This window comes from Paraburkholderia sp., from assembly GCF_034668105.1.
In the GTDB taxonomy this organism is placed as follows: Bacteria; Pseudomonadota; Gammaproteobacteria; order Burkholderiales; family Burkholderiaceae; genus Paraburkholderia.
On record NZ_JAXDPY010000616.1, the window covers coordinates 1 to 12,547 of the forward strand.

At 58.3% G+C, this 12,547-nt stretch carries 15 protein-coding genes; 5 read left to right on the forward strand and 10 right to left on the reverse strand.

All coding sequences use genetic code 11. The features are described from left to right. From QOC89_RS27025 to QOC89_RS27060, 7 genes are all read right to left on the reverse strand, one after another. A partial coding sequence (locus tag QOC89_RS27025) for an ATP-binding cassette domain-containing protein (protein WP_323047828.1) occupies positions 1-206 on the reverse strand: 206 nt, incomplete at its 3' end. 156 nt (positions 207-362) lie between these two features. Beyond that, positions 363-530 carry a hypothetical protein gene (locus tag QOC89_RS27030; protein ID WP_323047829.1) on the reverse strand — a complete coding sequence of 56 codons (168 nt, stop codon included), beginning with the start codon at positions 528-530 and terminating at the stop codon, positions 363-365. Between the two features lie 205 nt (positions 531-735). After that, entirely contained in the window at positions 736-2,001 is a 1,266-nt protein-coding gene (locus tag QOC89_RS27035) for a diguanylate cyclase (protein ID WP_323047830.1), read from the reverse strand. A gap of 550 nt (positions 2,002-2,551) precedes the next feature. Next, positions 2,552-2,857, reverse strand: a complete 306-nt coding sequence (locus QOC89_RS27040) for an ATP-binding protein (RefSeq protein ID WP_323047831.1) — start codon at positions 2,855-2,857, stop codon at positions 2,552-2,554. Positions 2,858-2,891: 34 nt separating this feature from the next. After that, the gene (locus QOC89_RS27045) at positions 2,892-4,076 is read right to left on the reverse strand and encodes a porin (protein ID WP_323047832.1); all 1,185 of its coding nucleotides are present in this window, start codon (positions 4,074-4,076) and stop codon (positions 2,892-2,894) included. A 546-nt stretch (positions 4,077-4,622) separates the two neighbouring features. Further along, positions 4,623-5,093, reverse strand: a complete 471-nt coding sequence (gene cynS / locus QOC89_RS27055; protein ID WP_323047833.1) for a cyanase — start codon at positions 5,091-5,093, stop codon at positions 4,623-4,625. Between the two features lie 42 nt (positions 5,094-5,135). Further along, on the reverse strand, positions 5,136-5,795 hold the full coding sequence (locus QOC89_RS27060; RefSeq protein ID WP_323047834.1) for a carbonic anhydrase: 660 nt from the start codon (positions 5,793-5,795) through the stop codon (positions 5,136-5,138). Positions 5,796-5,917: 122 nt separating this feature from the next. On the opposite strand from QOC89_RS27060, the gene cynR reads away from it, so the two are divergent. Next, a complete protein-coding gene (gene cynR / locus QOC89_RS27065) occupies positions 5,918-6,820 on the forward strand; it encodes a transcriptional regulator CynR (RefSeq protein WP_323047835.1) in 903 nt (300 codons plus the stop codon). A 27-nt stretch (positions 6,821-6,847) separates the two neighbouring features. On the opposite strand, the gene QOC89_RS27070 is transcribed toward cynR, so the two are convergent. Beyond that, positions 6,848-6,973 carry a hypothetical protein gene (locus QOC89_RS27070; protein WP_323047836.1) on the reverse strand — a complete coding sequence of 42 codons (126 nt, stop codon included), beginning with the start codon at positions 6,971-6,973 and terminating at the stop codon, positions 6,848-6,850. Between the two features lie 49 nt (positions 6,974-7,022). Beyond that, positions 7,023-8,426, reverse strand: a complete 1,404-nt coding sequence (locus QOC89_RS27075; protein ID WP_323047837.1) for a PLP-dependent aminotransferase family protein — start codon at positions 8,424-8,426, stop codon at positions 7,023-7,025. Between the two features lie 231 nt (positions 8,427-8,657). Between QOC89_RS27075 and QOC89_RS27080 the strand changes: the two genes are divergently transcribed. Further along, a complete protein-coding gene (locus QOC89_RS27080) occupies positions 8,658-9,317 on the forward strand; it encodes an HD domain-containing protein (RefSeq protein WP_323047841.1) in 660 nt (219 codons plus the stop codon). Positions 9,318-9,360: 43 nt separating this feature from the next. On the opposite strand, the gene QOC89_RS27085 is transcribed toward QOC89_RS27080, so the two are convergent. Further along, on the reverse strand, positions 9,361-10,275 hold the full coding sequence (locus QOC89_RS27085) for a LysR family transcriptional regulator (protein ID WP_323047838.1): 915 nt from the start codon (positions 10,273-10,275) through the stop codon (positions 9,361-9,363). Positions 10,276-10,450: 175 nt separating this feature from the next. On the opposite strand from QOC89_RS27085, the gene QOC89_RS27090 reads away from it, so the two are divergent. The 3 genes from QOC89_RS27090 to QOC89_RS27100 form a co-directional block, all read left to right on the forward strand. After that, positions 10,451-10,615, forward strand: a complete 165-nt coding sequence (locus QOC89_RS27090) for a hypothetical protein (protein ID WP_323047839.1) — start codon at positions 10,451-10,453, stop codon at positions 10,613-10,615. Positions 10,616-10,728: 113 nt separating this feature from the next. Then, a complete protein-coding gene (locus QOC89_RS27095) occupies positions 10,729-12,087 on the forward strand; it encodes a Rieske 2Fe-2S domain-containing protein (RefSeq protein ID WP_323047842.1) in 1,359 nt (452 codons plus the stop codon). Beyond that, positions 12,084-12,547, forward strand: a 464-nt coding sequence (locus QOC89_RS27100) for an aromatic-ring-hydroxylating dioxygenase subunit beta (protein ID WP_323047840.1), incomplete at its 3' end; no start/stop codon positions are given. The genes QOC89_RS27095 and QOC89_RS27100, both read left to right, overlap by 4 nt.

A 12,547-nucleotide genomic window follows, 5' to 3' on the forward strand; every position in this document is an offset into this window, starting at 1 on the left:
ACCTGGCCCATCTTCCATGCAGCGGGAATCGAGAACTCGCCGCCGTCTTCGTGCAGCGTGCCGTTGAGAAGGCCGAAGAAGGATGACTTGCCGGCGCCATTGCGGCCGACAAGGCCAATCTTTTCGCCGGGGGTGAAGGTGACGGACGCGCTGTCGAGTACGACATTGACGCCACGGCGCAGCGTGACATTACGGACGGAAATCATAAGGAGCTACTTCGGAAAGGATAGGCATGATAGCCGACCGGACGTACAGGGCTCTCTCTTTTCTGGCCGCACGAGTGAAAAGCCGCCTGCGCTTTGCCGCGCCCACCGGCGACAAATTGAGTTCTGCCGAAAGTACATCAGAGCATCTCTAAGGTCTCAACGCACCGGTTCGATCTTGAAAGCATCGACTGCTACACCAAGGTCCACGCCTTCACCGCTGCCGCTCAACGCCATCGAGGTCGTTCCCTTGGTCAGCACCTGGGCAGTACCGCTACGCAGCTGGAACATCACCTGGCAAGAACAGATCGCGTCGCGCACTGACACCGAAAGATCAGTGCTGACCCGCCGGTTTGACAACTCGCGCGGCAGTGCAAGTCCATATGTGAGGGGACAGCGGCGGCAACGTTACCGACGATAATCTCCCATAGGGCTCCCGCTAAAAGGTAACCACTGGACCGGTTGCTCTTTTCTCGTCCCGCAAATTAGATGGCCAGTCGGATCCTGGACGGAAAATGTTCGTCCCGCTCATCTATCCCACCTCGACGCGATTACGGCCGGATTTCTTCGCCCGATAGAGCGCACGGTCTGCGCGCTTCATCAACGGGTCAACGTCGACCTCGTCTACTGCACGCGTGACGACGCCGATACTAACGGTAAATGGAATCGGCTCAGCATTCCAATCATGCTCGAAGTCCTGCTGTTCGAACCGTTGCCGGAGTCGGTCCGCGATCCTATGTGCAAGCTCTGCGTCCGCTCCCGGCATGGCCGCGACAAACTCCTCGCCTCCCCAGCGGGCGAACAGACCCGGTCCATCATCCGTCATGGATGCCCCGACCTTTGCAAGCACGCGCAAAACCTCATCGCCGACATCGTGACCATGTCGATCGTTGATCTCCTTAAAGAAATCGATGTCGAGAATGAATACTGACAAAGCGTCACGGGTAGTCAATGCATTCTCTACGAATTTCCGAAATTCGCGGCGATTCGGCAGACCGGTCAACGCGTCGGTCGCAGCCTGCTTCTTCAACAGTTTCATCAGTTGGGCACGATCGGTGACGTCGCGGACGACCGCCATAAATTCGGCCCCACCGTCGAACTCAATTCTGGAGACTGCGATTTCGACCGGTATTACCGAGCCGTCGCGATGCTGCCCGTACACACTGTTGCTCTCATCCATACGGGGCGGGGTCGCCTGCCGCAGGACCGGCTGATACGAGTCCGCGAACTGCTGTACCTTCCGCGCGTGGCCAGCTCGAAACTTTTCCGGCAGGAGAGTGACGACCGGCTGCCCGAGCACCTCGGCTGACGAATAGCCAAAGAGATTCTCCGCCGCGCGATTGAACAGCGTAATGTTGTGCTGTTCGTCCATCGTCACAATCGCGTCGTAGGCCAGCTCCACCAACGCGCGATAACGTGATGCATTGACTTCCGGTTCCAGTATCCGATTGTTCTTCGCAGCCATGTCGAACCCGGTCACAAGAATCTTGCGCACGCTAGGGCCGTCATTTGCATGCCCGACCGGTTTGAGGGAAAGACGCCACCACTGTCTACCTTCGCGGAACTCGTGAGTCTCCGCCTTTTGTGGCCCAGCGCACGCAAAGCACGCGAGCAGTTTCTCGCGGAATTCACGCGACGCGGAATGTGCAATCAGTGCGTCGAACGGAATGGGGAAAGCCTGCGTATCTGCGACCGCCCCACCCATCAACTGGAAGAAGGTGTCGTTGCAGGCGGTGACGATCAGGCTTTTCCTTTCATCAAGCTCGATCACGGCGACGCATAGCGCAATATCATCCATTACCCGGTTCTGTTCCTTGGACCAATCTGACAAAGTCTCACCTTGCAAAAATCTTACTCGCCACCAGACACCACTGGCCACGCTGATACCTCCCGGCAGGTGGCACAACGGCACGGCATCGCGTCGAACGGACCCGAATGAATCTCATACCGTATGGCGTGGCGAGAGTATCCGCCTGTCAGCCTCCAATCCGTCGGTTTGGCGTTCTGGAACAGATTGTCGGTAATCCAGGGCGGATTGTCGAGTAACTGAAATTGGCCGAACTGAGTCGGACGCACGTTGCACGGAGGGTTTGGAGAGCGCTCGTGCCCTTCCCTTAGTGTGCCGACCGATCAGGCGCGCGTGGACCGCACTCAGAGAACAGTGGCAACGATTTAAGGGCTGGCTGCCACCCATGCCGTGAAGTTGAAGGCAAGCCGCAATTTTCACGACGCCGCGATCGCCCGGGCGAAAGGCAGATGCTTCGTCGGGCATGCGTGCATGCCGGATGAATCATGCGGCGTGCGCGGGCAAGCAAGGTGTGACCCGCGTTCTGGCCAGCGCGAATGGATTAGCTCGCCAGCAAGCAACTCCTGAAACGCAGCACGAATTTGCATCCTGGCTTGTTGTCGTGGATTTCGACGTCGGCGTCGTGCACGCGCGCAATAGCTGCAACGAGACTCAGGCCAAGGCCATGCCCGGCCGTTGCATGCGCGTGCTGGCTAGGGCTGCGATAGAACGGACGTAGTACCGCTTCGCGCTCGCCGGGTTCTATACCTGGACCCGAGTCCGCGACATGCAAAACAGCTCGCCCGGCGTCGATGCCCGCTTCCAGCGTAATCGTGCCGCCGGTCGGCGGTGCAGCCGCTCGCGGCAAGTGATTGCGCTAGAAATCCCAGGTTCGATGAAGCCTAGAAGCGGGTACGCAAGCCTGCGGTAACGGCGACCTGGCTGCTGGTGGCCGACGGTGACAGCCCGTTGATGTCAGCCGTAAATACGGTGCCCCCGCCGCTCACGTGCTGGAACTGGCCTTCGACGTACACGTCAGTCCGCCTCGACAGCGAGTAGTCCAGCAGAAGATTGACCTGGTTCCACTTCGGGCTCGCCGCCCCTGAGAGGCTGGAGCTGCCGTCCGTAAAAGTGTACGAACCTGTGACTTTGAATGCTGGCGTCACGTTGTAAATCGCGTTGACTTCGTAGTTGTCGAAACGCAGGCTGGAGTTACCGAGGGAGATCGGCGAGGAGCTGGTGTTGTTGATCCCCGCTGCGTCTTCCAGCTTTGTTTCCGTGAACACAAAGCCGACCGTCGCCGGACCCAACACGTAGTCAAAACCCGCACCAAACGTACGTTGCTGACCGGCGCTAAACGTCGAGTCGCTGCCGGTTACCTGGCCGGCCGGATTGACGATGGAGTCTGTCGCGCCGGCCAGATTGGAGGCAGTACCGCCGTTGTTCAGTTGCAGATACGACGCCGCGAAACGAAATGGACCTTTGTCATATGAAGTACCGAAGCTATAGGCGCGGTTGTTGGAAAAGCCGCTCGCCGCGTTCGAGAAGCCGTACAGGCTGCCGAACCGCCAGCCGTTGTAGTTCGGACTCGCATACTTGACTGCATTGTTAATCCGCATTGTGTTCTGCAGATTATCGTTGTCGTACGGATGCCCGAAGAACACGCCGCCCTTGCTAGCGCCGGCGCCCGCCAGCGGCGCCAGGTAGTCGACCATCGAATCGTATTGACGGCCGAGCGTCACCGTACCGAATTGATCGCTCGACAGACCGGCGAACGCCTGTCGGCCGAACAGCAGGCCGTGCTGGCCAAGCGCGCCGTTGGTGAGCGTGAAGCCATTTTCCAGCGTGAAGATAGCCTTGAGGCCGCCGCCCAGATCTTCCGATCCCCGCAGACCAAAACGGTCCGGGTTGATGCTGGCATCGGTCATTCCGAATTTACTGTGCCCTGCGGTCGACCCCGCTTCCTTCTGATTCGACGTATACGTTAGCCCCGCATCGATGAGGCCATACAGCGTTACGCTGCTTTGAGCGTGCGCCGCGGTTGAAAAAATGCCCGTCAACAGGGCTATCAGAGCAGTTTTTTTCATTGCAATTGCCAAATTCGATGCACTGGAAGACCCCTGGTTGCAGGGAAATGCTGGTCTCAGCCAGGCAAGTTATTGCAGCCTCAAAGTATGTGGCCATAGTAGATCGAAGATTGAATCCAGAGTGATTGCTTTCCTTGCGACAACGGTTGAGCAAAGCATATGGCGCCTCCTGAAGAACCGAGATGGGCGGCCCAACTCGTCAGAGGACACGAGAGATGATAGGGGCCGAACCTTAAGGAACCCTGATATCGATGTGTCGTGCGAAGCCGACGCTCGGTTGTCTTCGCTAACGCGCTGGCGAAGACGCGGCTTTCCGGGAAATTAGCCAAGTACCTCTTCGATCTCCGTGGCAAGCAGAAACACCATCACGTGTTCTCCCGCGAAATATCAAATCGCGCCAAAGCTCGCCCGAGCAACGAAACATTCAGAGATGATGTGCGAACGGGGGAGTCGTCCGCGACCGTTTCCGATATTAGTGACCTCGTGCTCAACGGCCAGGTGATGTTTCGTGGGAGTCGTGCCTGGCAAAACGACTCCCCGAATTACTCAGAACGGCTTGGTAGGCAGATATTTTCCGTCGAGCGTGATGACGGCGCGCGAACCGCCTTCCGGATCGTCAACCTTCTTGATGTCGAGCTTGAAATTGATTGCGCTGATAATGCCATCGCCGAACTTCTCGTGGACCAGCGCCTTGAGCGTCGAACCGTAGATCTGCACCATTTCGTAAAACCGGTAGATCGTCGGATCGGTTGGCACGCCACCCGGAATGCTGCCGCGCAGGGGGATGGTTTGCAGCAGACGAATACCGTCTTCGTCGAGTCCGAGCTTCTCGCCCACGACTTTCGCGGCACTGGCCGGCAGCGGGTGCTGGCCGAGCAGCGCGGCGGTGACGAAGGCAAGACCCAGGCCCGTGCCTTCGTTGATCTGCTCGAATGTGAGGTCCTTGCGAACCTTTGCGTCGATGATTGCGTCGGTCAGCGCTTGACGGGGGGCCTGGCTGTATTGGGATTGCGTCATGGTGATGCTCCTTGTCATTAAACGAAGTGGAAAAGCAGCGGGTCAGGCAGCGAGGTTGAGTCGGACCGGGGTCGCACAGGTGTGCGGATGTTCAGCGAGAGAAACGAACTGGTTTGTCGTGCCATCGAGCGCATCGATCGAACCGGTTTCGATGTCGTACACCCAGCCGTGCAGAGCCAGATGTCCCTGTTCAAGGGCGAGACGCACGGAAGGATGCGTCTTGATGTTCGCGAGCTGCGCGATCACGTTTTCGCGGACCATCGAGTCGACCCGCTCGGCCTGGCTCCTGTGCTCGCGCGCCTCGTTGACGACTTTCGCCGAGTCCGCATAATGCAGCCAGTTGCGCACGGCTGGCATATGGTCCAGACACTTGCAGGTTGCGATGGCGGTCATTGCGCCACAATCGGAGTGACCGCAGATCACTACATCCGTGACGCCGAGCGCGGCGATTGCATATTCGACCGTGGCGGTCACGCCGCCGGGCTCCGGCCCATACGAGGGTACGATATTGCCGGCATTGCGAATGACGAACAGATCACCCGGTTCGCGCTGCGTGACGAGTTCCGGCACGAGCCGGCTGTCCGAACAGGAAATGAAAAGGGTATGCGGGTTCTGGCTGGTGGCCAGTTGCCTGAAAAGCTCGGAACGCTGCGGAAACGCGTCGCGCTGAAACTTCAGGAAGCCGTCGATGATGTCTTGCATGGTTTGCTCCGTCTGGGGTGGGTCGAGAACAGATGGACCAAGAATGCGCGGATCGGGCTATAGTGTCCAAGACCGGTTTATTATTCACCCGATAGGCCACACCAATAGTTTTGAGGGCGCCCATGCTGCTGCGGCATATCCGGTACTTTCTGGCCGTTGCGGAGCATCGCAACTTCACGCGCGCAGCCGAGGCGCTGCATGTGTCGCAGCCAACGCTGTCGCAACAGATCAAACAGATCGAAGACACGCTGGGCGTGCAATTGCTCGACCGGTCCGGCCGCACGATCCAGTTGACCGACGCCGGTGACGCCTATGTGCGCTACGCGAAGCGGGCGCTCCAGGAGCTGGAGGCGGGCAAGCGGGCAATCCACGACGTGCAGGAACTCAGCCGCGGCTCGCTGCGCCTGGCGATGACGCCGACGTTCACCGCGTACCTGATCGGCCCGTTGCTGGAGAAATACAACCGCAAGTATCCGAACGTCACACTGAACATCCTCGAGATGCCGCAGGACCGGATGGAGGCACTCCTGAACGAGGATGCGCTCGACATCGGCATCGCTTTCGATGAGACGCACACGCCTGACATAGAGACCCAGACGCTATTCGTCGAAGCCCTTGCGATGGTGGTCGGAAGAACTCATCCACACGCAAGGCGGCGCTCCGCGTTGAAAGTGAACGAGTTCGAGAAGGAGGCCCTTGTTCTGCTCAACGGGGAGTTCGCGACCCGTCGATACATTGACCGATATTGCAAGCGGCATGGCATTTCGCCGCGCATTGCGATTGAGGTGAACTCGATCAACGCGGTCATCGAGATCGTGCGCCGCAGCACGCTCACCACGGTGCTGCCGGCGGCGATCGCACGCGAACACACCGAACTCTGTCTCGTGCAGTTGGAACCGGCTCTGCCGCGGCGTACGGCCGCGTTGTTATTGCGAAAAAACGCCTATCGAAACGCGGCGACACGGGCATTCATAGAGGTCGCTCTCGACGAGAGTGCGGCTGAAACAGCCGGCCGCCAGCGTTAAAGCCTGCCATATAAAAGCGCAAAACAACTAAACGGCCAAGACCTCTTGGCCGAGCCCCTCCCCCTCAGCCCCCTTGCCGGCCATTTGTTCGATGATGGCTCTGCCGTCGTTTCCCAGCTCGAACACTACCAGGTCGCGGTACTTGCCGCTCATGGAGCGCTGCACGGTGCGGACAATTTCGCCGGTGTGGACAAGCCAATTGCTATCGTGTCAATTCAACCAACCGACGACAGTCGGCAACCAGCTTACTTTCATTCACATTGGTCACGCCGAGCAGTAGTCCCTGCTGCCGGGGAGAACGCATGTACCAGGGCGAGAGGGGCGCCGGAGCCAAGCCGAATCGTAGCGCTCGCAAAGCGATATCGACGTCTGACGCAGCGTCGGGCAGCGAGGTCACGATGGCCATACCGGCAGTCGCTTGCACTTTCATTGATTTTGGCGCCACCTCCTCCAGGCAACGCAGCAAGGCCTCCCGCCGCGCGGCATAGAGACGCTTCATACGGCGCAGATGCCGAAGATAGTGCCCCTCGCGCAGAAATTCCGCCACGGCGTATTGCACGGACGCCGCTGGGGCGGGCGCCAGGCACGCTGCAACGTCGCCGAATCGACGCGCCATTTCTAGCGGAACCACCAGGAAGCCCAAACGAAGCGCCGGGCTGATGGTCTTGCTGAAACTGCCGACGTGCAGCACCCGTCCGTCCTGATCGAGCGAGGCAAGCGCCGGCGCTGCCCGTCCTTTCAATTGAAGCTCACTTAAGTAATCGTCCTCAATGATCCACGCATCGTTCTGTCGAGCCCAGGCGAGCAGTGCAAGGCGCCGGGGGAGCGACATCGCCACCCCGAGCGGTGCCTGCTGACCAGGTGTCACGACTGCCAGGGCTGCTCCGGCCGCGCTCCGAATGCCCGCTTCGATATCGAGCCCGTCTGCGTCGACCGGCACGGCAGTCACGGTCATGCCAGCCAGACCGAGTGCGGTACGCGTGAGCGGAAAGCCGGGATCCTCCATCCAGGCTTCCCGGCCTTCAACGCGAAGCCCGCGGATCGCGAGGTCGAGAGCACCAGAGAACCCGGCCGTTACAAGAACCTGGGAGGGATTGCATCGAAGGCCTCGTGCTACGCCGAGATAAGCTGCGATTTCCTTTCGCAAGCCCGGGTCCCCGCGAGGATCCGGGTAGCCAACCGGAGCCATTGCAGCTTGCCTGGCTCCGCGCGTCAGGATGCGCGACCATAGCTTGAATGGAAAGGCGTCTTGAGCGGGCACGCCCATTTGAAACGTCAGAGGTGTCGTGCCGAAGTCATGAAAGAGATCCGGAAGAGGGGGCGCTTCCGGTGCCCAATTGGGTCCCGCAGTCAGGTTCGGGCGCTCGGCTACGCGCGTTCCCGCCGCGCCCAAACCGATTGCGAATTGCTCGTCGATCAGACGCTCATAGGCGACACGCACGGTGCCTCGGGAGACGCCCAGTTGGGCGGCTAAATCCAACCAGGAAGGCAGCCGCGCGCCGGAGGCAAGCTGCCCAGTCTCAATCGCACCTCTGATTGCGCGGTAGATCTGTGCTGACAGGGATGTATTTCCGGAGCGATCAAGGCCAATAGGGAGGGTCGTCATCTCTCGGATGGTACATTCAAACCAGTCAATCTTGGCACTGTATTGTGACCTGAGAGAAGCGTATTTTTCTCCATGTGAACGGGCGGATCTGCCCGCGAGCCGGCATTTCCCGACCTAAAATGAATTGGCGCCACGACCAGCCAAGGCTTCAGACTTGTGGTGCCCAACGCTTGGGATTCGGGCAAAGCGCACGCCGGCCTGCTGCCGACAGCAGTGACCACAAGCCAAGCAATGGAGGATAAAACCGTGGCAACGAGCGATATTTTCAATGTACGAATCCCCGACAGCAAATTGACACGCGAGGTTACGCAGCTCATTCGCGACACCGAAAGCGAATTGCTGTTTTCCCATTCAACTCGCGTCTATTTTTGGGGAGCCCTGCTTGGGAAACAGAAAGATCTGACGTTTGATCCCGAGTTACTCTACGTCGCAGCCATGTTCCATGATCTCGGCTTGACATCGATTTATCGGGAGAGTCAGCTTCGCTTCGAGGTGGATGGCGCAAATGCCGCACGCGATTTCCTGCGAAGCCACAACATCTCCAAACAGGATATAGAGAAAGTCTGGAACGCCGTTGCGCTCCATACGACTCCGGGCATTCCAGAACACATGCATTCAGAAATCGCCCTGTTGCAGGCCGGAGCGGGAATGGACGTGGCCGGGCGTGGCTTTGAACAGTTCTCAGACGAACAACGCGAAGCGGTAATCGCCGCCTATCCTCGGGACACCGATTTTGCCCATCAGATGATCGATGCGTTTTATCACGGAATGAAGCATCGGCCCGGCAGTACATTTGGTACCTTCAACGATGATTTCCTTGCCTACAAGGATCCGGGCTTCCAGCGAGTGAACCTCTGCAGCATCATCCTGGACTCAAAGTGGGAACGGTGAATTTTCCACCTGACGTTCCAATGGCCGAGCCATCGAGAAACCTTCAGTCGGTACGCGGCCCATGAGGCACCCTTTTTTCCTCGTACAGCCGGTAGATAAGTTCAAGCATCTCCTGAATGTCTCGCGACTCATCGAGCATGCGCATGCTCATAATGATCGGTGATACTAATGTGGGGTCGTCCAGTTCCTTGTAGCTCACATCGTCTCGCTTCAGGCCGTACACACTGCTCGGCACCACGGAAATTCCCTCCCCCGCCGCTACGAGACCGAGTGCAATCTGCAATTCCCGTACTTCATATACCCGGCGAGGCTTGAGAGCGCGGTCCTGAAATGCCGAAAGCACCTGGTCGGCATAACTGGGACGCGGCGCCTTCGGGAAAATGATCAGCGTCTCATTGACCAGATCGCTGAGGGCCAGGATGGGCTTGGCGAGTGAGAGTGGATGCCCTTCTGGAAGCGCAACAATCATCTTCTCTTCGCGAAGAATCACCCGGCGGATGTTCGGGTCTTCATGTCGAATGCGGCCGAACCCGACGTCGATTCGACCGTCCTTCAGCGCTCTGATCTGGTCCATTGTCGACATCTCGTGGAGGCTGAGTTCGACCGTCGTGTTCTCGTCGCGGAAACGCCGGATGATTTTCGGCAGCATACCGTACAACGTCGAACCCACGAAGCCGACAGAGAGGCTGCGCTGGATATTGCCCACGCGCCTCGTCATTGATTCGAGTTCGGCTGTCTGAGCCAGCAACTGCACCGCGTGGGCATAGAAGAACTTACCCGTCTCTGTCAGGCTCAACGGACGTGAGTTGCGCTGGAATAGCTGCACCTCGAGCGTCTCTTCAAGTTGCTGTATCTGACGGCTCAGGGGCGGTTGCGCCATATGCAATCGCTGCGCCGCGCGCGTGAAATTGCGTTCCTCGGCCACCGCTACGAAATAGCGAAGATGCCGCAGCTCCATCTCATACCTCCAGGATATAGACCGATACTCAATCAGTGTTGGACGGGGCGTTATGGCGTCCATTATCCTGCGTTCACACTCTGTTTTAGCCACTAATTATACCTTCTGAGCATATCAGAGCCAAAGGCAAATCAAGGGTTAACCCCTGCAAAATAGAAAGATTTAGGAGCCGACAATGGCGCACTTCCAACGAGGATTTGATCCCGCATGTGATCCAAAGACTGGCGGCATTCCGCTTGGCATGAAAGCCGACAGGTACGAGGACATCGCGCTGAGTGTGCCGGTTCAAGGCAAGGAAACCAGGTTTGTCCATCGCTTGCGTGCGTTAGCCACGACGTAACCGTTCAGCCCGGCGGCTACGTCATGCCACTGCTGCCGCTCGATTCACCACAAGAGTTTCTTTATACCGATGCGCGTGCTCCATCGCCTGGAGCGCGCATGGGGAGAGCACACATGCCTGTCATTATCGACAAAGCCACGCAACTGGATCAACTGCTGCACGCCGCCGTTCAGGATGACAAACAAAGCGGTGTATTCCGCTGCCGTCGCGATATCTTCACCAACACCGATCTGTTTGAACTCGAGATGAAACACATCTTCGAGCGCAACTGGGTGTACCTGGCGCACGAAAGCCAGATTCCCAACAACAACGATTACTACACCACCTGGATTGGCCGCCAGCCTGTGGTCGTCACTCGCGACAAGAGTGGCGAACTGCATGCGGTCATCAATGCCTGCGCGCACAAAGGCGCGATGCTATGCCGGCGAAAGCACGGCAACAAAGGCACCTTCACCTGCCCGTTCCACGGCTGGAGCTTCGCCAACACCGGCAAGCTACTGAAAGTGAAGGATGCGAAGACCACCGAATATCCGGTGCAGTTCAATACCAATGGCTCGCACGATCTGAAGAAGGTTGCCCGTTTCCAGAGCTATCGTGGGTTTCTGTTCGGCAGTCTCAGTGAGGACGTGCTTCCGCTGGAGGATTATCTCGGCGAGACCAAGGTCGTCATCGACCAGATCGTCGACCAGGCCGCAAACGGGTTGGAAGTGTTGCGCGGCAGTTCGTCGTACATCTACGACGGCAACTGGAAGATGCAGATGGAAAACGGTTGCGACGGCTACCACGTCAGCACCGTGCATTGGAACTATGCCGCGACCATGGACCGGCGCAAGGTCGATGGCACAAAAGCGGTGGACGCGAATGGCTGGAGCAAGTCGGTAGCCGGTGTATACGGGTTCGATCATGGCCACATTCTGCTTTGGACCAATACGATGAACCCGGAGGTCCGCCCCGTCTATAAATACCGCGACGAAATCAAGGAACGTGTTGGCGAAGCACAGGCGGAATTTATCGTCAATCAGACCCGAAACCTTTGCCTGTATCCGAACGTATTTCTGATGGATCAGTTCAGCACTCAGATTCGCGTGGTACGTCCAATTAGCGTAGACAAGACCGAAGTCACCATCTTCTGCTTCGCCCCAAAGGGTGAGAGCGCTGCGGACCGCACTACTCGCATTCGCCAATACGAGGACTTCTTCAACGTCTCGGGAATGGGCACCGCAGACGACCTCGAAGAGTTCCGCGCCTGTCAGGCCGGCTATGCGGGCACCACTGCATTGTGGAACGACCTTTCGCGCGGGGCGCCGTTGTGGGTCGAGGGCCCTGACGCAAATGCGAAGAGTATGGGTCTGAAGCCGCTTATTTCCGGTGAGCGCAGCGAAGACGAAGGCCTGTTCGTGTGCCAGCATGAGTACTGGGTTCGGGTGATGCGCGACGCAGTAAAGAAGGAACAAGAGGAGGCGTTAGCATGAGCTTCGACTACCAGAAAATCTGCGCCGTACTGTACCGCGAAGCACGCCTGCTGGATGATCGCCAGTGGGACGACTGGCTTGCCTGCTATGCCGAGGACGTCACCTACTGGATGCCGGCATGGGATGACGACGACCAGCTGACCGATGACCACGATACTCAGATTTCACTGATGTATTACGCCGACCGTGGCGGCCTGGAAGACCGTGTGTTTCGCATCAGGACCGAGCGAAGCAGTGCTTCGATGCCTGAACCGCGTACCAGTCACAACGTTACCAATGTGGAAGTACTGGCCGAGCGCGGCAACGAAGTGGACGTGCGCTACAACTTCAACACGCTTAGCCACCGCTACAAAACCACCGACCAGTTTTTCGGCACGATGTTCGTGACTCTGCGGGAAGTCAGCGATGAACTGTTGATTGCCCACAAGCGAATCGTGCTGAAGGACGACTACATCCGCCA